Raw genomic sequence first — 18,382 nt, forward strand, 5'->3', positions numbered from 1 at the left:
CGGGGAACGGAATAACGAGCATAGATTGCGAAAAAGGTATATTATGGATATAATTACTATATCTTTAGGTTCAATACTGACGTTCGAATGCGATCCGAAGAAGAGCGTGGCGAACCTTCAGAAGCACGGTATCGACTTCGATGAGGCGCAGCAGCTTTGGGAGGGCATCTACATCAAGGCTCCTGCGCGGAAAAGAGGAGAGCGACGATATGCGGTGGTCGGCGTCCTGCGCGGAGTCCATTGGACGGCGATCGCGACCGATAGGGGCGACCGCATTCGAATCATCTCGGTAAGGCGAGCGACGGAACAAGAGAGGATTCGCTATGAGCAACGAAAAGATAACCTCTGAGAATCTCGAAGAGCTGTTCGACGAAGGCTGCGACGTGACCGGGTTCTTCGATTTCGATTCCGCGGTGGTGGTCGAGGGGAGAACCGAGACGAAGCGCGTCAACGTCGACATGCCCATCTGGATGGTGGAGGCGCTCGACAAGGAAGCGAAGCGCGTGGGCATCGGGCGGCAGGCCGTGATCAAGATGTGGCTCGCCGAACGTCTCGACGAGGAGGCGCGCCGCAGCGCTTGAGCCGGCGGGCTGCGGCATGCGCGGCGGATCGGCGGCGCTTGCGTTCCCGATCCGCCGCTGCGCCTCGCGCCGCGCCTTGCGTGCCCTGTGAATTTCCTTTGAGGTCAGGCGCGATATGCTAGAGTAGCAAGTGCTGTATTCAAGTGAACAGGCGCGCATCGCCGCGCTGCAAGCCACGAAAAGGATGGCGCATACATGGCAGGATTTCTTTCCAAGCTCCTGACGCTTGGCGAGGGCAAGCAGCTCAAGCACTACGAAGCCACCGCGGCCAAGATCAACGGCCTCGAATCCGAGATGCAGGCGCGCTCTGACCAGGAGCTTCGCGCGCTCACCGCCGCGTTCCGCGAACGCGCCCAGAACGGAGAGGATCTCAAGAGCCTTCTGCCCGAAGCGTTCGCCGCCGTGCGCGAGGCCTCGGTGCGCACGCTGGGGCTGCGTCACTTCGACGTGCAGCTCATCGGCGGCATGGCTTTGAACGACGGCCAGATCGCCGAGATGAAGACCGGCGAGGGCAAGACGCTCGTCTCCACGCTGGCCGGCTACCTGAACGCCCTGCCCGGCAACAACGTGCACGTGGTCACCGTCAACGACTACCTGGCCCGTCGCGACAGCGAGTGGATGGGGCAGGTGTACCGCTTCCTCGGCATGGAGGTGGGCCTCATCCAGAACGGCATGCGCCCCGACAAGAAGATACCCGCCTACAAGGCGGATGTCACTTACGGCACGAACAGCGAGTTCGGCTTCGACTACCTGCGCGACAACATGGTGACGCGCGCAGAGGCCCGCGTGCAGCGCGGCCACCACTTCGCCATCGTCGACGAGGTGGACTCCATCCTCATCGACGAAGCCCGCACGCCGCTCATCATCTCGGGAGCGGGCACGCAGGCGGCCGAGACGTACAATAAGTTCGCGCGCGTCATGGTCGGCCTCGTGCCCGAGGCCGACTTCGACATGGACGAGGCGAAGAAGACCATCAACGCCACCGAGAGCGGCCTGGAGAAGATCGAGGCCATGCTCGGCATCGACGACATCTACGCCGACCCGTCCGGCCAGCTGCCGAACCACTTGCAGCAGGCGCTCAAGGCCCAGTTCCTGTTCCACCGCGACGTGGACTACGTCGTGGTGAACGGCGAGGTGAAGATCGTCGACGAGTTCACCGGCCGCATCATGGAAGGCCGCCGCTACTCCGAGGGCCTGCACCAGGCGCTCGAGGCGAAAGAGCGCGTGCTCGTGCGCGAGGAGAACCAGACGCTGGCCACCATCACGCTGCAGAACTACTTCCGCCTGTACGAGAAGCTCTCCGGCATGACCGGCACGGCCATGACCGAGGACGCCGAGTTCCGCGAGATCTACAAGCTGCCGGTCGTGGCCATCCCGCCGAACCGCCCAGTCGCCCGAAAGGACGAGGACGACCTCATCTACCGCACGGTGGAGGCGAAGTTCAACGCCGTGGCCGACGACGTGGCCGAGCGCAACAAGGCGGGCCAGCCCTGCCTCATCGGCACCGTGTCCATCGAGAGCTCCGAGAAGTTGTCGCGCCTGCTGGACAAGCGCGGCATCAAGCACGAGACCTTGAACGCGAAGAACCACGAGCGCGAGGCACACATCATCGCGCAGGCGGGCCGCGTGGGCGCCGTGACCATCGCCACGAACATGGCCGGCCGAGGCACCGACATCCTGTTGGGCGGCAACCCCGACGTGCTGGCCGACGACGTGCTGCGCGAGCGCGGGCTCGATCCGGACGCCGAACCTTTGACCGAGGACGGCGAGCCGAACCCGGCCCTTCCCACCGACGAGCAGCGCGCGGACGCGCTGGCCGAGGCGAAGCGCGTGTGCGCCGAGGAGCACGACCAGGTCATCGCGGCCGGCGGCCTCACCGTCATCGGCACCGAGCGCCACGAGTCGCGCCGTATCGACAATCAGCTGCGCGGCCGTGCCGGCCGTCAGGGCGACCCCGGCGTGACGCAGTTCTACCTGTCGCTCGAAGACGACCTCATGCGCCTGTTCGGCGGCAACCGCATGGACTCCATCGCCCGCATGATGGAGAAGACCGACATGCCCGAGGACATGCCCATCCAGGCCGGCATGGTGTCGAAGGCCATCGAAGGCGCCCAGCGCCAGGTGGAGAGCATGCACTTCGCCGCCCGTAAGAACGTCCTCGAGTACGACGACGTCATGAACCTGCAGCGCGTGGCCATCTACAGTGAGCGCAACGCCATCCTCGACGGCAAAGACATGGACGAGCGCATCCCCGAGATCATCGGCGACGCGGTGGAAGCCGTCGTCGCGGAGAACTGCCCGGCCAAGGTGCCCAGCGACGACTGGGATGCCAAGGCCGTGGAGCTGTGGGCCGCCAACATGACGGGTCGCGACGACTTCAGCGTGGCCGAGGTCGACCACGACGACGACCCCGCCGTGCTGTCCGAAGCGTTGGAAGCGTACTTGGAGGACGTGTTCGCGAGCAAGTCCGAGCAGCTGGGCGAGCCGGTGATGAAGATGCTGGAGGGCCAGGTCATGCTGCGCATGATCGACACGCGCTGGATGGCGCACCTCCAGGAGATGGACTATCTCAAGGCCGGTATCGGCCTGCGCGCGTTCGGCCAGCGCGACCCGCTGGTGGAGTACAAGAACGAGGCGTACAACGCGTTCCAGAACCTGACTGCGGGCATGTACGAGGATTATCTGCGCACGCTGTTGCGGCTCCAGGTGGCTGTGAAGCAGGAGCAGCCGGCGTTGGCGGAGGACAAGAGCCCGCTCGACGGAAAGGTGAGCTACTCGTCTCCCGAGCAGGCTCTCGAGCAGACGGGCGTGGGCGCCGCGCGCAAGCAGGCGGCCGCGGCTCCGCCCAAGTCCGCGGCGGCGAAGCCCCAGACGTACACGAAGGACAAGGACGATCCCTTCGCCAACGTCGGGCGCAACGAGCCGTGCCCCTGCGGCTCGGGCCTCAAGTACAAGAAGTGTCACGGACGAGATCAATAAGGAATCATGGCTGATAGAGACGAAAAAGACTTGGAGAAGGTAGCCCAGCGCGTCGAGGCGGCGCACGGCTACCTGCACATCGACGAGCGCGCGGCGGAGCTGGCGAAGCTCGACGAGGAGATCGCGCAGCCCGGCTTCTGGGACGACGCCTCGCATGCCCAGAGCGTGTCGAAGCAGGCCAGCGTGCTGCGCGACACCATCGCAGAGTACGACGAGGCCGCAGCGTTGTTGGACGATGCGCGCGCCGCGTTCGACTTGGCATCGGAGGACGAGCTGTTCGCCGAGGAGGCCTCCGCGGCTCTCGACAAGCTCGACGAGCTGCTGGACGCGCTCGAGATCAGCTCGTGGTTCTCGGAGCGCTTCGACGGCGGCGACGCCATCCTGACGGTGAACCCCGGCTCCGGCGGCCTCGAGGCCCAGGACTGGACCGACATGCTCTACCGCATGTACGTGCGCTACGCCGAGAAGAAGGACTGGAAGGTCACCGTGCTCGACGTGGTCCCGGGCGAGGGCATCGGGCTGGACAAGGCCACCATCCAGATCGAAGGACGCAACGCCTTCGGCATGCTGAAAAGCGAGAGCGGCGTGCACCGCCTCGTGCGCATCAGCCCCACCGACGACAAGAAGCGCCGTCACACCACGTTCGCGGGCGTGGAGGTGCTGCCGGTGCTGCCCGACGACATCGAGGTGGATCTCAACCCCGCCGACGTGCGCGTGGACGTGTACCGCTCCAGCGGCCCCGGCGGCCAGTGCGTCAACACCACCGACTCGGCCGTGCGCCTTACGCACATCCCCACGAACATCGTGGTGACGTGCCAGAACGAGAAGTCCCAGCTGCAGAACAAGGAAGCGGCGTTCCGCGTGCTCAAGGCGAAGCTCTACGAGCGCGAGGAGCAGAAGCGCCAAGAGGAGCTGGCCGAGCTGCGCGGCGACCGCATGGACAACACCTTCGGCAGCCAGATCCGCAACTACGTGCTGTACCCCTACCAGATGGTGAAGGACGTGCGCAGCGGCATCGAGACCGGCAACGTCGACGCCGTGCTGGATGGGGAGTTGGATGAGTTCGTAATAGGCTACCACCGTTGGCGAGTATCTCAATGACGGTTGCTGGATGACGGCCGGCTGTGGCGGCGCATCTTGCCTTTCAGAACCCGCGCGGCTTCGCACACGGCCCATCAGGCCGCTTAGCTCAGCCGCGCGGAACCTTCAAGGCAACCTGCACCACCACAGCCAACCTGTTGTTTACATTGTTGAGTTCTAGAAAGGAACAGGCATGACCGAACTTGAACGGCGGGCGAACGAGATGCGCTCCGACATCGTGCGCATGATCGCGGAGGCGGGCAGCGGGCATCCCGGCGGGTCGCTGTCGTGCGCCGACATCCTTGCGGCGCTGTACTTCGGCGGAGTGCTCGATCATGATCCCGAGCGACCCGATTGGGAAGAGCGCGACCGCTTCATCCTGGCGAAGGGCCATGCGGCTCCGGCTTTGTACGCCGTGCTCGCCCAGGCGGGCTACTTCCCCCGCGAGGAGCTGCTCACGCTGCGCAAGCTGGGCACGCGACTGCAGGGCCATCCCGACTCGAACCTCGTGCCGGGCGTCGAGGTGTCCACGGGCTCGCTCGGCCAGGGCCTGTCCGTCGCGGCGGGCGCCGCGGCCGGTCTCAAGCTGGACGGCAAGCCGCAGAGCGTGTTCGCCTTGCTCGGCGACGGCGAATGCCAGGAAGGGCAGGTATGGGAGGCTGCCATGTTCGCGGCGCATCGCAACCTCGACAACCTGGTGGCCGTCGTGGACCGCAACTGCCTGCAGATCGACGGCGACACGGCCGATGTGTGCGATCCGGGCGATCTCGCAGCGAAGTTCCAGGCCTTCGGCTGGGATGCGCGCGAAGTGGACGGCCACGACATGGCCGCGCTCGTGGAGGCGCTCGCTGCGGCGAAGGCCGATCGCGCGGGCAAGCCCCATGCGCTGATCGCGCGCACGGTGAAGGGCAAGGGCGTGTCGTTCATGGAGAACCAGGCGGGTTGGCACGGCAAGGCGCCGAACGCCGAGCAGATGGAGACCGCGCTGGCCGAGCTGGCGGCGCCGAGCGGAGAGGAGTCCAGCCGTGGTTAAGCTGGCGAACGAAGAGCAGTCCCAGGTCAAACGTGCCACGCGCGCCGCATACGGCGCCACGTTGGCCGAGCTGGCGAACGAGGGTTTGCCTGTGGTGGCCGTGGACGCCGATCTGACGGGCTCCACCACCACGAAGAAGCTGGCCGACGCGGGCTTCGCCGACCGTCTGTTCAACTGCGGCATCGCCGAGCAGAACATGGTGGATGTGGCCGCCGGCCTCGCGGCCACCGGCCATATCGCCTACACCGGCTCGTTCGCCGTGTTCGGAACGGGTCGCGCCTACGACCAGATCCGCAACACCGTGTGCTACAGCAACCTCGACGTGAAGATCGCCCCCACGCACGCCGGCATCTCCGTCGGCCCCGACGGCGGCAGCCATCAGATGCTCGAGGACGTTTCGCTCATGCGCGGGCTTCCGAACATGCGCGTGCTCGTGCCGGCGGACTACGCCGCGGCTCGCGCGGCCATCCGACTGGCTGCTGAAACGCCAGGCCCTGTGTACGTGCGCATGGGCCGCGCATCGGTGCCGGCCGTCTATGCCGACGGGGTGGAGCTGGAGCTCGGGCGCGCCTACGTGCTGCGCGAAGGCTCGGACGCCACCATCGTCGCCTGCGGCGTCGAGGTGGAGCAGGCGCTGAAGGCTGCCCAGATGCTGGCCGCCGAGGGCGTCGAGGTCGAGGTCATCGACGCGTTCAGCGTGAAGCCCCTCGACGAGGACACCGTTCTCGCGTCGGTGGGGAAGACGGGGCGCGCCGTGGTCGCCGAGGAGCACAGCGTGTACGGCGGCCTCGGGTCGGCCGTGGCCGAGACGCTCGCGCGCTCGAATCCGGCTCCGGTCGAGTTCGTGGGCATGCGCGACCAGTTCGGCAAATCGGGCGAATTCGAGGAGCTGCTCGACTACTTCGACCTGGGTTCCAGGGCGATTGTCGAAGCTGTGAAGAAGGTCATGGCCCGATAGTGCTTCTGCTAGAATCAACCCGTCTCAGTACCCTACTATTCGAACGGAGCACTCTGTGACGAACGACATAAGCCAAGGGGTTCCCGCGCGTCCCGCACGACGCGGCGGCGCCCACGCGGCGCCCGCGCGGCAGACCACGTCGCAGCTTTCTGCGTCGCTGCCGGTGCTGGAAGTCGATGACATTCCCCAGCAAACAGGCACGCCGGTCATCACGTTCGACCATGTGACGAAGGTGTACCCGGCTCAGCCGAACAAGCCGGCGCTTAACGATATATCCCTGCAGATCTACGCGGGCGAGTTCATCTTCCTCGTGGGCCATTCCGGCTCCGGCAAGTCCACGTTCATCCGCATGCTCATCCGAGAGGTGAAGCCCTCGCAGGGCCACATCTACGTCGCGGACGAGGACCTGACCACCATGCGCAACTGGCGCGTGCCCTACCTGCGCCGCAACATCGGCTGCGTGTTCCAGGACTTCAAGCTGCTGCCGAACAAGACCGTGTTCGAGAACGTCGCGTTCGCGCTCGAGGTAATCGGCAAGAGCCGCCACGTCATCAAGACGCAGGTACCCGAGGTGCTGCGCCTCGTCGGTCTGCAGGACAAGCTCAACAAGCGCCCCGACCAGCTGTCCGGCGGCGAACAGCAGCGCGTGTCCATCGCGCGCGCCATCGTGAACCGCCCGCCGCTTCTGGTGTGTGACGAGCCTACCGGCAACCTCGACCCGCAGACGTCGCGCGGCATCATGGATCTGCTCGAGCGCATCAACCGCACGGGCACCACGGTGCTCGTGGCGACGCACGACCGCGAGATGGTGGACAACATGCGCCGACGCGTCATCGCGCTCGACCGCGGACACCTCACCCGCGACCAGGATCGGGGGGTGTACGGTTTCGATGTCTAGTTTCTTCTACTTTATCAAGGAGTCCCTCAAGGGCTTCACGCGCAACCTGTCGACGGCGCTGGGATCCATCGTGACCATCTTCCTGTCGCTGCTGATCATCGGCGTGTTCCTCGTCGGCGGCTTCGTCGTCGAGAAGCTCGTCTCGTCGGTGGAGAGCGAGGTGTCCATCACGGCCTACGTGTCCGACGATGCCTCCGATGCCGATATCCAGTCGGTCGAGAACTTCATCGAGGGGCTCGACGGCGTGGCATCGGTGGGCTTCACGAACAAGGAGCAGGCGCTCGAGAAGTTCCGCTCCTCCACGACGTCCGACATCATCGACACGCTGGACGGGCAGAACCCGCTGCCGCGCTCGATCGACGTCGAGCTGTCCGACCCGCAGCTGGTCGAGCAGGTGGCCGATGCGATCCGCGGCAACTCCACCTACCAGCAGATCATCGGGTACGACACGCCCGAGCAGTCGCTCAAGTACGGCCAGCAGACGGTCGACCGCCTGTTCACGCTCACGAACTACGTGCGCTACATCGGCATCGCGCTGGTGGCTCTGCTCATCTTCATCGCCATGGTGTTCATCAACAACACCATCCGCCTGGCCATTCTGGCGCGCCGCAAGGAAATCGCCATCATGCGCCTCGTGGGCGCGTCGAACGGCTTCATCCGCGGGCCCTTCCTCATGGAAGGCGCGCTGCACGCCATCATCGGCTCGCTTTTGGCGGTGGGCTGCCTTGAGCTTCTGCGCACGCTCGCGCTGCCGAAGCTGCAGAGCGCGCTCATGTTCCTCAACTTCGACCTGAGCCTGAACACCTTCCTGTTCATCTACGCCGTGCTGGTGGGCGCGGGCCTGCTCATCGGCCTGCTGGGTTCGGCGTTCGCCATGCGCCGCTACCTCAAGGTGTAACCGGTTGAACGGCCATGGCCAAGCATACTGACACTTCGCATGTTGCGGCGTCCGCCCGTCGAGCGCGGGCGCGCAACATGCGCCTTATCAAGGCCTGCATCGTCGTCATCGTCGTGAGCGTCGCTTTCGTCGCGGGCTTTACTGCGCGAGGCGACGCTTCTCTTCTCGAGTCGCTCGGCTTCACGTCGCTTGTGGTGGACGTCGACCGCAATCCGGGATCCACCACGTCGGGCGACACCTACGACTCCCTCGGGGCGCGCGTGGAGGAGGTCGAGGGCATCATCGACAACGACAGCTTGGACTCCTACGATTTGAACATGGCCACGACCAACGTGCTGAACGCGCTTTCGGACACGACGGAAGACGCGTATCTGCGCTATTACGATCCTGCGCGCTACGCCGCGCTCATGCAGGACAGCGCCGAGCAGTCGGCGGGCATCGGCGTGCTGTTCTCCGAATACAAAGGGCGCGCTTACGCGGCCGACGTGTTCGAGGGTTCGGCCGCCCAGATGGCCGACGTGCGCAGCGGCGATTTCGTGGTGGCCATCGACGGCGACCGCGGACACGAGTGGACCACGAACGAGGTGACCTCCGCGCTCAAGCGCGAGGAGGGCGAGAACGTCGTCATCACGTGGCGGCGCGCCAGCTCGCTCGACGACGAGGGCGGCGAGGAGTTCACTACGACGCTCGTGTGCTCGAACTACGCGGTGAAGAACGTGGAGACCGAGCTTTCCGACACGGTGGGCTACATCAAGCTCAAGCAGATCACGCAGAACGCGGCAGACCTCGTGAAGAACGCGGTCGCCGACCTCGAGTCGCAAGGCGCCACATCGTTCGTGCTCGATATCCGCGACAACCCCGGCGGTTTCCTCACGCAGTCGGTGGATATCGCCAGCCTGTTCGTGAAGAGCGGCACCATTGTGAAGATCCAGACGAAGGCCGAGGAGACGTCCAAGACCACCTCGCGCCCCTACGTGACGGAGAAGCCGCTGGTCTTGCTCGTGAACGGCAAGACCTCCGCTTCCGCCGAGGTGCTGGCCGCGTCGCTCAAGGACAACCAGCGCGCCACGCTCGTGGGATCCACGACGTTGGGCAAGGGCTCGGTGCAGGTGACGCGCGATTTGAGTTTCGGCGGAGCGCTGCGCTACACCGCCGCGTTCTACAAGAGCCCGCTCGGACACGACATCGAAGGCGTGGGCGTCACCCCCGACGTGATGGTGGGTTTGGCGGAGGGCGAGGATAACCAGAAGGCTCTCGCGCTCGAAACCGCCCAGTCCCTCGTGAAGGGCTAGCCGTGGGGCGGACGCGTTCCCATACGCGCCGGCATCCCCGTAGCAACCCGCGGGGCGTGCTGAGCGTGCGCGGAGGCGGCTTCGGCTTCGTGCAGACGGCGGAGGGCGAGTTCTTCGTTCCGGAATCCAAGATGGCGGGTGCGTTCGACGGCGATCTCGTGGAAGTGGCGCCGCTGCCCGTGCAGAGCGGCCGCAAGAAGCAGCCACATGAACGCAAAGCAGATCTTCGCGCAGGAGAGAAGCCGGCGGCGCGCGTGCTGCGGGTCGTCGACCGTGCGCACGACACGCTCGTGGGGCGCTACGAGGTGGCCGAACCTTTCGGCGTGGTCGTGCCCGAAGATGCGAACATCCCCTATGACATATTCACCATGCGTGCCGACCGGCCCGACATCGAAGACGGATCGCTCGTGCGCGTGCGCATCACGACGTTTCCTTCGCGCAACACGGCGGCCACCGGCGTTATCGAGGAGGTGCTCGGGCTCGCCGACGACGAGCACGCGGCCGTAGACGTGGTGATCGCCCGTCACAAGCTGGAGACGGTGTTCTCCGAAGGGGCGCTTTCGGAGGCGCGAAGCGCGGTGCTCGACGAGGACGGCGCGTTGGCGTCGGGGTACCGCGACTTGAGGGAGCGTTTCACGTTCACCATCGATCCGGCCGATGCGAGGGACTTCGACGATGCGGTCAGCCTGGAGCCCGTTTCGACCTGCGGGGTTGGAACCGGCATCCGCGTGGTGGACGAGCGCGGGCTCGGGGTGGCGCGTTGGCGGTTGGGCGTGCATATCGCCGACGTGGCGCACTACGTGCCGTGGAATTCCTCGCTCGACCTCGATGCGCGCAGGCGGGCGACCAGCGTGTACCTCGTCGACCGTGTGATTCCCATGCTGCCCGACGAGTTGTCGGGCGATCTGTGCTCGCTCAAGCCCGACGAAGTGCGTCGTACGATGACGGCCGACCTCTACCTCGACGATCGGGCGCGGCTCGTGGCCTACGATCTGTATCCGGCGCTCATCCGCTCGCATGCGCGCCTGTCGTACGAGGAAGCGCAGGCGCTGCTGGACCGTTGTCATCCTGAGCGGAGCGCCGAAGGCGCGGAGTCGAAGGATCTCGTGCGGCGCGACGGCGCTTGCGCGCCGGGCGACGGGCTTTCCGACCGCCTCGCCGCGCTGTCGCGCCTGGCGAAGCAGCGGTTCGCCTCCCGCGAGAGGGCGGGCGGCCTCGACTTCGACTCGGTCGAGGCGCGCGTGGTTCTCGATGAGGAGGGGAGTCCGACGGGTATCGACTTGCGCGTCAAGACCGACGCGACCTCGCTCATCGAAGAGGCCATGATCCTTGCGAACGAGACCGTCGCCAAGCACCTGCGCGATGCGAAGTTCCCCAGCCTGTACCGCGTCCACGAGCAGCCTTCGGCCGACAGCTTGGCGGCGCTCGTGCCCGTGTTCCAGGACTTCGCGTGGTTCCGCGACATCGATCAAGCCGACTTCATCGCGGGCGATGCGCACGTCGTCCAGCGCGTGCTGGAGGCGAGCGCGGAGCGTCCCGAGGGCGAGCTCGTGTCGACGCTCCTGCTGCGGTCGATGAAGCGGGCGGTGTACCGTCCCGACTGCGCTGCGCACTACGGCCTGGCCAGCGGGGCCTACACGCATTTCACGTCTCCCATCAGGCGCTATCCCGACCTTGTGGTGCATCGTATGCTCAAGGCCCTCATCGGCGGACGCCCGGAGAAGTTCGACCAGGAAAAATCGGCGCTGCCATGGATCGCCGAGCACTCCTCCGACATGGAGCGCATAGCCGAGAAGGCTGCGCGCGAGTCGCAGGAGGTCAAGCTCATCGAGTATCTCGAGCGGTTCGTGGGGCAGACGTTCTCGGCGACGGTGTCGGGGGTGGCGACGTACGGCGCGTACGTGCGCCTCGACAACACGGCCGAAGGTTTGATCCCGTGCAAGAACCTTGGTTCGGAGTACTTCGCGCTCGATCCTGTGCAGCATCGTCTGACCGGGCAGGACACGGGCGCGTCGTATCGCCTGGCGCAGCGGCTCGCCGTCGTGCTCGTCTCTGCCGATCCGCGTGCTCGGCGCTTGGACTTTCGTCCTGCCCGCGACGAGCGATAGGGCGCCGGCATGGGACGGGTGCGCGAGGTCTTCGCGGCCATGGGTCGCGAGATGCGCAAGAACAAAGGGTCGTTTGCGGTATACGTGGTGCTGCGCCTTATCGTGTTGGCATGCGCGGTCGGCTCGCTCGCCTTCGACAACTACGAGGCGTTCTTCCTGTGCCTGCTCACGCTCGTGCTGTTCCTGGTCCCCACGTTCATAGAGGTGAACTTCAGCATCTCCATCCCCGAGACGCTCGAGGTGGTCATCGCGCTGTTCATCTTCGCGGCCGAGATACTGGGGGAGCTGCTCCACTTCTACACCATCTTCCCGTTCTGGGATGCGCTGCTGCATACGTTCAACGGGTTTCTGGCTGCCGCTATAGGCCTTGCCCTCGTGTCCATCCTTAACCGCTCGGATCGCATCGCGTTCTCTCTGTCGCCGTTCTTCTGCGTGGTGGTGGCGTTCTGCTTTTCCATGACCATCGGCGTGCTGTGGGAGTTCTTCGAGTTCGGCATGGACGAGATGTTCGGACTCGACATGCAGAAGGACACGGTGATGACCGGCATCTCCAGCACGCTGCTCGATCCGTCGGGCTCGCAGCATCCGCAACGTATAGACCGTATCGAATCCGTCGAGGTCAACGGGCAGGAGCTAGGTGTCGGCGGATATCTGGACATCGGGCTGCGCGATACCATGGGAGACCTGTTCGTGAACTTCGTCGGAGCGCTTGCGTTCTCGGTCATCGGGTACCGCTACCTCAAAAGCAAGGGCGAGGGCCGGTTCGTGCGACGTTTCGTGCCCACCCCCGCACCGCCCGACGATGTCGAAACTTTGACTATCTAACTACATACGGTATGATGCGGCCGATGTGAAACGACGGACGAGGAGGCGGGGATCGTGGACGGTTCGAACGAGACGGCGAGCGCTTCTCAAAGACGGCGCGAGGAAATCGACGACCTGCTGTCCGGCACGTTCAACTCCATCCTGCGCATCGAGGAGCAGTCGCTGGACAACCGCCTGACGCACGGGCTCACCATAACCGAGGTCCACACCATCGTGGCTATCGGCCTGCACGAGCGCAATCCGATGAACGTGATAGCCGCGCGCCTGAACGTGACCTTGGCTACGCTGACCACGGCGGTGAACAAACTGGCGAACAAGGGCTTCGTGGAACGTACGCGCGCCGAGGACGATCGTCGCAAGGTGCTGGTCTCGCTCACCAAGAAAGGCAGGCAGGTGCTGCGCGCGCACAACCTGTTCCACCATCAGATGATCGACGAGGCGTTGGCCGATCTTACCGAGGAGGAGGAGCGCGTGTTCGCCGGGGCGCTCAAGAAGGTGAAGGGCTTCTTCGACGCGCAGGCGTGAGGAGTTTGCGACCTGCGGGGCAGGCGTGAGCGGTCACGCAGCTCTCCTCGCACACGCAGCGATTGCTCGTCGCACTGCATGACCGCTCACGCCCTGTTCGCGGTTGGGCTATTCGGCTGGATGCGTCGAGGGGGCCTGTCTTGGGTGCGCCTGGAACGGGGCGGTGGGAATAAGAGGAAGGGCGCAGAAATCGTGGAGGGCGCATGGCGGCTCTTGCAATCGGAGTCCCGTCACCATACCATTACTTCCGGAGAAATACTTTGACTATCAAACTAAATTGCATGAAGCGAAAGGAACGCACCATGGCTACCATCGACACCGTGAAGGAAGTCCTCGTCGAGAACCTCGATCTCGAGGCCGAGAAGATCACCGAGGAGGCCACGCTGGAGTCGCTCGGCATCGACTCGCTGGACATGGTCGAGCTCATCTGCGACCTCGAGGAGAAGTGCGACGTCGAGTTCGGCGAGCCCGAGGGAATCGAGACGGTGGGTCAGCTGGTCGCGCACATCGATTCGCTGTAACGCGCGTTGATCGGGCCCCGTACGGGGCCCGCTTGTATGACGGGGCCCGAACGGGGCCGTGGGTTCGAGGAAGAGAGAGCATGAGCATGAAGACGCGGGTAACGGAACTGCTGGGCATCGAGGTGCCCGTCGTGCAGGGCGCGATGGCGCGCATCGCGGATGCGAGCCTGGCCGGCGCGGTGAGCGAGGCCGGCGGCCTCGGCATCATCGCATGCGGCGGCGCGCCGCTCGACTGGGTCGAGGAGCAGGTGCGCATCGCCCGCTCGATTACCGACAAGCCCATCGGCGCGAACGTCATGCTCATGGATCCGAACGCGGGCGAGACGGCCGAACTTCTGGCGAAGCTGCGTGTTGACGTCATCACGACGGGCGCGGGTTCTCCCGCGAACTACATGCAGCTGTGGAAGGACGCCGGCATCAAGGTGGTGCCCGTGGTGGCCTCCAGCGCGCTGGCCGCGCGCATGGAGCGCCTCGGAGCCGACGCCGTGGTGGCCGAGGGCACCGAGGCCGGCGGCCATATCGGCGAGCTGACCACGATGGCGCTCATCCCCGCAGTATGCGACGCCGTGTCCATCCCCGTGATCGCCGCAGGCGGCATCGCCGACGGGCGCGGCATGGCCGCCGCCTTCGCGCTGGGCGCCGAGGGCGTGCAGGCGGGCACCCGCTTCCTCACGGTGGACGAGTGCACCATCGCCGACGCGTACAAAGAGCGCGTGATCGCCGCCAAGGACGCCGACACCATCGTCACAGGCCGCGGCAGCGGGCATCCCGTGCGCTGCCTCAAGAACAAGTTCGCCCGTACCGTGCGCAAGCTCGAAGGCGACGTCGCCGCCAACGGCGACGAGCTGGAGGCTATGTACGTGGGTTCCCTGCGCCGCGCCGTGGAGGGCGACGTGGACAACGGCACCATGATGGCGGGCCAGTCGGCCGCGCTCGTGCACGAGCGCGCCACGGCGGCCGAGGCTATCGCTCGGATGATCGAAGAAGCCGAGGCTCTGGGCGGTCTCGACTTGGAAGCACTGGCTGCGCTGAGCGCCCGGCGCGGGCGTGCGATCTAGGGGGCTCTTGATGGATGAGGAAAAAGGGCTTCGGAAGCCTGTGGGTGTGGAGCGAGGAGGGGCGGCGGCGTCCACCAAGCGAGTTCCGCAGCGAAGCGAGGACTGTTTGAGCGACTGGACGTTGCCGCCCCTCCTCGCGCGCGCGCCCGTCTTCATGTTCTCGGGGCAAGGGGCGCAGAAGCCCGGCATGGGCGCGGACCTGCTCGATATTCCCGAGGTGAAGGGAACGTTTTCCTGCGCGTCCGACGTGCTGGGGTACGACGTGGCCGATCTCGTGCTCAATGCCGATCCCGACGAGCTCAACGACACGCGCAACGCCCAGCCGGCGCTGTGCGTGCTGTCGGTGGGCATCGCCCGCGCGCTCATGGCGCGCGGCGTGCAGCCTGCGGCGGTGCTGGGCTTCTCGCTGGGGCAGGTGAGCGCGCTGGCCGTGTCGGGCATGCTGAGCGACGAGGCGACGTTCGCGCTGGTGAAAGCGCGCTCCGAGCTTATGGCCGAGGCCGCTGCGGCGCACCCCGGCGTCATGAGCGCGCTGCTGAAGGCCGACGAGGACGGCGTGGCTGCGCTCTGCGAGCAGTGCGCCGAGGGCGAGGTGCTGGTGCCCGCGAACTTCAACTGCCCGGGGCAGATCGTCATCGCCGGTGCGCCCGCGGCCGTCGAGCGCGCCGAGGCGGCATGGGCCGAGGCGGGGAAGCGCTCGTCGCGTTTGGCCACCTCGGGCGCGTTCCATAGCCCGCTCATGGCCGATGCGGCGGCGGGGCTCGCAGCTTACTTGGATAACGTCGAGTTCTCGGAGGCGCGCATCCCGCTCGTCTGCAACGTCACTGCCGCGCCGCTGTCCGCCGCCGACGCGCGCGAGAACCTCGTGCGCCACCTCACGAGCCCCGTGCGCTTCGATGCGAGCGTGGCTGCGTTGACCGCCGCAGGGGCGGACATGTTCGTCGAAGTCGGCTTCGGCGGCGTTCTGGCGAACCTCGTGAAACGCATCGACAAGACCGCGACGCGCGCCTGCGTGCAGGACCGCGCGAGCTTCGACGGCTGTCTGGCCGTCGCTTCCGCAACCGATTCCGAATAGGAGCTTCTACTCCCATGACCAACGAAACCGAAACTCCGCGTCGAAGCGCGGTCGTCACCGGCTCGAACCGCGGCATCGGCCGCGCGGTGGCCGAGGAGCTGGCGCGCGCGGGCTTCGACGTGTGCGTGAACTGCTCGAGCGAGCGCGGGCTGGACGAGGCGCGGGCGTTCGCCGCAGCCCTGGAGGCCGACTGCGGCGTGCGCGCCATCGCGGTGGCCGCCAACGTGGCGGACGCCGCCGAGGCCGCTGCGCTCGTCGACGCCGCCCAGGAAGCGTTCGGCCGCGTGGACGTGCTGGTGAACAACGCCGGCATCACGCGCGACGGGCTGCTGGCGCGCATGAAGGACGAGGACTTCGACGCGGTGATCGACGTGAACCTCAAGGGCACGTTCAACTGCTGCAAGGCCGCGGCGCAGCGCATGATGAAGCAGCGCTACGGACGCATCGTCAACATGTCGAGCGTCGTGGGCGTGGCGGGCAACGCGGGCCAGGCGAACTATGCGGCCTCGAAGGCCGGCGTCATCGGGCTCACGAAGTCCATCGCCCGCGAGCTGGCGGCCCGCAACGTCACGGCCAACGCCGTGGCCCCGGGCTTCATCGCCACCGACATGACTGACGCGCTGTCCGAGAAGCAGCGCGAGGCCATCGTGGGGCGCATCGCGTCCAAGCGCCTCGGGGAGCCCGAGGACGTGGCGAAGCTCGTGCGCTTCTTGGCCAGCGAGGACGCGGGCTACATCACCGGACAGGTTGTCTGCATCGACGGAGGTATGTCGCTATGAGCGAGAACATTGCGAACGCGGCGAGCACGCGCCGCCCCGACGGCACGCACCGCGTGGTCATCACCGGCATGGGCGCGGTGTCGCCGGCCGGCGTGGGCGTGCAGGCGCTGTGGGACGCGGTCATGGGCCGCGCCTGCTGCATCGGCCCGGTCACGCGCTTCGACACGGCCGACTACGACGTGCACATCGCCGCCGAGGTGCGCGATTTCGACGCTGCCGAGCACGGCATCACGAAGAAGGAGGCGCGCCGGTTCGAGCGCTTCGTGCAGTACGCCATCGTCGCTTCCGACGAGGCGCTGGCGCAGTCGGGCCTGAACCTCGAGGCCGAGGACACCGCGCGCATCGCGTGCGTGTTCGGCACCGGCATCGGCGGCATCGACGAGCTGCAAAGCGGCTTCTTCACCTTGGCCGAGAAGGGTCCGAAGCGCGTGAGCCCGCTGTTCATCCCCACGATGATCGGCAACATCGCGGCGGGCAACCTCTCCATCCGCTACGGGCTGCGCGGCGAATGCCTGAACGTGGTCACCGCCTGCGCCACCGGCGCGCACTCCATCGGCGCGGCCGTGCGCGACATCCGCCACGGCTACATCGACGCGGCGCTGGCCGGCGGCTCGGAAGAGTCCGTGTCGCCCATCTGCCTGGCCGGGTTCTCGAACCTCGGCGCGCTGTCGAAGGCCGAGGATCCGACGCAGGCCTCCCTGCCGTTCGACGTGCGCCGCGCGGGATTCGTGGCGGGCGAGGGCGCGGGCGCGGTGGTGTTGGAGTCGCTGGAGCATGCGCTCGAGCGCGGCGCCACGGTGCTGGCCGAGATCACGGGCTTCGGCTCCACGGGCGACGCCTACCATATGACGGCTCCCGAGCCCAGCGGCGAGGGCGTGGCGCGCGCGATGCGCCAGGCGCTGGAGGAGGGCGGCTTCACGCCGGACGACCTGGGGCATCTGAACGCCCACGGCACCGGCACGCCGGCGAACGACGCCACCGAGTCCAAGGCGCTGCTGGCGCTGTGCGGCGAAGAGGCGGGAAGCCGGATCCCGGTGACGTCGGTGAAGGGCACGACGGGCCACACGCTGGGCGCCGCGGGCGCTATCGAGGCCATCGTCACGGCTTTGTCCGTGATGAACGACTGCGTGCCGCCCACGGCCGGCTTCGCCGAGGCCGATCCGGAATGCCCGGTCAGCGTCGTCATCGAGGCGAAGACGGGCTATCCTCAGAAGGTGGCGCTGTCGAACTCGCTCGGATTCGGCGGCCATAACGCGAGCTTGGCCGTTTCGCCGTATCGCGCATAGGTTGGGAGGAGCCGAACCATGGACATCGAATACCCTTGCGGCAAGGACGTCGTCGAGGCGGTGCTGCCGCATCGCGACCCGTTCTGCTGGGTGAGCCGCATCGTCGCGTGTGAGCCGGGCGTGGAGGTGACGGCCGAGCTCGACGTCGACCCGGAGCTGGCGCTGTTCGCGGGGCATTTCCCGGGGCATCCCGTTTTGCCGGGCGTCATCATCATGGAGGCGCTCGCGCAGGCGGCATCGTTCTGCATCCTCGTCGAGCGCGGAGCCGAGGGCTCCATCGGGTTCCTCACCGGCATCGACGGCGCGAAGTTCCGCCGCCAGGTGGAGCCGGGCGAGACGCTCACGCTGAAAGGGCGCATCGTGAAGTCCTCGTCGCGTCTGTGCGTCGCAGAGGTGGAGGCGAGCGTCGACGGCGCGGTGTGCGCGTCGGCGACGCAGAAGTACGTGCTGGCGAAAGCGGAAGCTTAAAAGAGCGAGAGGCCGTTC

Annotated in this window: 18 protein-coding genes; all 18 read left to right on the forward strand. The window is 66.3% G+C overall.

Annotation, left to right across the window (positions count from 1 at the left end; translation table 11 throughout):
* Positions 1–43: 43 nt before the first annotated feature.
* The 18 genes from GT613_RS04360 to fabZ all read left to right on the forward strand — a co-directional run bounded on the left by GT613_RS04360 (position 44) and on the right by fabZ (position 18,364).
* Positions 44–349: a BrnT family toxin gene (locus GT613_RS04360; RefSeq protein ID WP_009304133.1), complete on the forward strand. Its 306-nt coding sequence runs from the start codon at positions 44–46 to the stop codon at positions 347–349.
* The gene (gene brnA / locus GT613_RS04365) at positions 324–581 is read left to right on the forward strand and encodes a type II toxin-antitoxin system BrnA family antitoxin (protein WP_009304134.1); all 258 of its coding nucleotides are present in this window, start codon (positions 324–326) and stop codon (positions 579–581) included. The genes GT613_RS04360 and brnA overlap by 26 nt, the downstream gene beginning before the upstream one ends.
* Positions 582–776: 195 nt before the next feature.
* Positions 777–3,560 carry a preprotein translocase subunit SecA gene (gene secA / locus GT613_RS04370; RefSeq protein ID WP_009304135.1) on the forward strand — a complete coding sequence of 928 codons (2,784 nt, stop codon included), beginning with the start codon at positions 777–779 and terminating at the stop codon, positions 3,558–3,560.
* A 6-nt stretch (positions 3,561–3,566) separates the two neighbouring features.
* Complete coding sequence (gene prfB, locus GT613_RS04375; RefSeq protein WP_009304136.1) at positions 3,567–4,661, forward strand: peptide chain release factor 2; 1,095 nt, start codon at positions 3,567–3,569, stop codon at positions 4,659–4,661.
* Between the two features lie 172 nt (positions 4,662–4,833).
* The gene (locus GT613_RS04380; protein WP_009304137.1) at positions 4,834–5,673 is read left to right on the forward strand and encodes a transketolase; all 840 of its coding nucleotides are present in this window, start codon (positions 4,834–4,836) and stop codon (positions 5,671–5,673) included.
* Positions 5,666–6,631 carry a transketolase family protein gene (locus GT613_RS04385; RefSeq protein WP_009304138.1) on the forward strand — a complete coding sequence of 322 codons (966 nt, stop codon included), beginning with the start codon at positions 5,666–5,668 and terminating at the stop codon, positions 6,629–6,631. The genes GT613_RS04380 and GT613_RS04385 overlap by 8 nt, the downstream gene beginning before the upstream one ends.
* A 208-nt stretch (positions 6,632–6,839) precedes the next feature.
* Positions 6,840–7,529 (forward strand): cell division ATP-binding protein FtsE, encoded by a 690-nt coding sequence (gene ftsE, locus GT613_RS04390; RefSeq protein WP_197054159.1) that lies wholly within the window; start codon positions 6,840–6,842, stop codon positions 7,527–7,529.
* Positions 7,522–8,427 (forward strand): permease-like cell division protein FtsX, encoded by a 906-nt coding sequence (gene ftsX, locus GT613_RS04395; protein ID WP_009304140.1) that lies wholly within the window; start codon positions 7,522–7,524, stop codon positions 8,425–8,427. The genes ftsE and ftsX overlap by 8 nt, the downstream gene beginning before the upstream one ends.
* A gap of 14 nt (positions 8,428–8,441) precedes the next feature.
* Entirely contained in the window at positions 8,442–9,719 is a 1,278-nt protein-coding gene (locus GT613_RS04400; protein ID WP_009304141.1) for a S41 family peptidase, read from the forward strand.
* Positions 9,720–9,721: 2 nt separating this feature from the next.
* Positions 9,722–11,827 carry a ribonuclease R family protein gene (locus GT613_RS04405; RefSeq protein ID WP_009304142.1) on the forward strand — a complete coding sequence of 702 codons (2,106 nt, stop codon included), beginning with the start codon at positions 9,722–9,724 and terminating at the stop codon, positions 11,825–11,827.
* 9 nt (positions 11,828–11,836) lie between these two features.
* Positions 11,837–12,652 carry a hypothetical protein gene (locus GT613_RS04410; RefSeq protein WP_009608786.1) on the forward strand — a complete coding sequence of 272 codons (816 nt, stop codon included), beginning with the start codon at positions 11,837–11,839 and terminating at the stop codon, positions 12,650–12,652.
* 54 nt (positions 12,653–12,706) lie between these two features.
* Complete coding sequence (locus tag GT613_RS04415) at positions 12,707–13,177, forward strand: MarR family winged helix-turn-helix transcriptional regulator (RefSeq protein ID WP_009304144.1); 471 nt, start codon at positions 12,707–12,709, stop codon at positions 13,175–13,177.
* A gap of 302 nt (positions 13,178–13,479) precedes the next feature.
* Positions 13,480–13,698, forward strand: a complete 219-nt coding sequence (locus GT613_RS04420; RefSeq protein WP_009304145.1) for an acyl carrier protein — start codon at positions 13,480–13,482, stop codon at positions 13,696–13,698.
* Positions 13,699–13,778: 80 nt separating this feature from the next.
* Positions 13,779–14,756, forward strand: coding sequence for a nitronate monooxygenase (locus GT613_RS04425; RefSeq protein ID WP_009608782.1), 978 nt, complete (start codon positions 13,779–13,781; stop codon positions 14,754–14,756).
* A 10-nt stretch (positions 14,757–14,766) separates the two neighbouring features.
* Positions 14,767–15,831 (forward strand): ACP S-malonyltransferase, encoded by a 1,065-nt coding sequence (locus tag GT613_RS04430; RefSeq protein WP_009608784.1) that lies wholly within the window; start codon positions 14,767–14,769, stop codon positions 15,829–15,831.
* 14 nt (positions 15,832–15,845) lie between these two features.
* Complete coding sequence (fabG, locus tag GT613_RS04435; protein WP_009304148.1) at positions 15,846–16,610, forward strand: 3-oxoacyl-[acyl-carrier-protein] reductase; 765 nt, start codon at positions 15,846–15,848, stop codon at positions 16,608–16,610.
* The gene (fabF, locus tag GT613_RS04440) at positions 16,607–17,896 is read left to right on the forward strand and encodes a beta-ketoacyl-ACP synthase II (protein ID WP_009304149.1); all 1,290 of its coding nucleotides are present in this window, start codon (positions 16,607–16,609) and stop codon (positions 17,894–17,896) included. Before fabG ends, fabF begins: the two co-directional genes overlap by 4 nt.
* 18 nt (positions 17,897–17,914) lie before the next feature.
* Positions 17,915–18,364 carry a 3-hydroxyacyl-ACP dehydratase FabZ gene (gene fabZ / locus GT613_RS04445; RefSeq protein ID WP_009304150.1) on the forward strand — a complete coding sequence of 150 codons (450 nt, stop codon included), beginning with the start codon at positions 17,915–17,917 and terminating at the stop codon, positions 18,362–18,364.
* Positions 18,365–18,382 lie beyond the last annotated feature (18 nt).

This window comes from Eggerthella sp. BIOML-A4 (genome assembly GCF_009875575.1).
Lineage (GTDB): Bacteria > Actinomycetota > Coriobacteriia > Coriobacteriales > Eggerthellaceae > Eggerthella > Eggerthella lenta.

Excerpts from the sequence above, each read along its gene's own strand:
- GT613_RS04360 (WP_009304133.1), top strand. The coding sequence starts at position 44 with ATGGATATAATTACTATATCTTTAGGTTCAATACTGACGTTCGAATGC.
- brnA (WP_009304134.1), top strand. The coding sequence starts at position 324 with ATGAGCAACGAAAAGATAACCTCTGAGAATCTCGAAGAGCTGTTCGAC.
- secA (WP_009304135.1), top strand. The coding sequence starts at position 777 with ATGGCAGGATTTCTTTCCAAGCTCCTGACGCTTGGCGAGGGCAAGCAG.
- prfB (WP_009304136.1), top strand. The coding sequence starts at position 3,567 with ATGGCTGATAGAGACGAAAAAGACTTGGAGAAGGTAGCCCAGCGCGTC.
- GT613_RS04380 (WP_009304137.1), top strand. The coding sequence starts at position 4,834 with ATGACCGAACTTGAACGGCGGGCGAACGAGATGCGCTCCGACATCGTG.
- ftsX (WP_009304140.1), top strand. The coding sequence starts at position 7,522 with ATGTCTAGTTTCTTCTACTTTATCAAGGAGTCCCTCAAGGGCTTCACG.
- GT613_RS04400 (WP_009304141.1), top strand. The coding sequence starts at position 8,442 with ATGGCCAAGCATACTGACACTTCGCATGTTGCGGCGTCCGCCCGTCGA.
- GT613_RS04410 (WP_009608786.1), top strand. The coding sequence starts at position 11,837 with ATGGGACGGGTGCGCGAGGTCTTCGCGGCCATGGGTCGCGAGATGCGC.
- GT613_RS04420 (WP_009304145.1), top strand. The coding sequence starts at position 13,480 with ATGGCTACCATCGACACCGTGAAGGAAGTCCTCGTCGAGAACCTCGAT.
- GT613_RS04425 (WP_009608782.1), top strand. The coding sequence starts at position 13,779 with ATGAGCATGAAGACGCGGGTAACGGAACTGCTGGGCATCGAGGTGCCC.
- GT613_RS04430 (WP_009608784.1), top strand. The coding sequence starts at position 14,767 with ATGGATGAGGAAAAAGGGCTTCGGAAGCCTGTGGGTGTGGAGCGAGGA.
- fabG (WP_009304148.1), top strand. The coding sequence starts at position 15,846 with ATGACCAACGAAACCGAAACTCCGCGTCGAAGCGCGGTCGTCACCGGC.
- fabF (WP_009304149.1), top strand. The coding sequence starts at position 16,607 with ATGAGCGAGAACATTGCGAACGCGGCGAGCACGCGCCGCCCCGACGGC.
- fabZ (WP_009304150.1), top strand. The coding sequence starts at position 17,915 with ATGGACATCGAATACCCTTGCGGCAAGGACGTCGTCGAGGCGGTGCTG.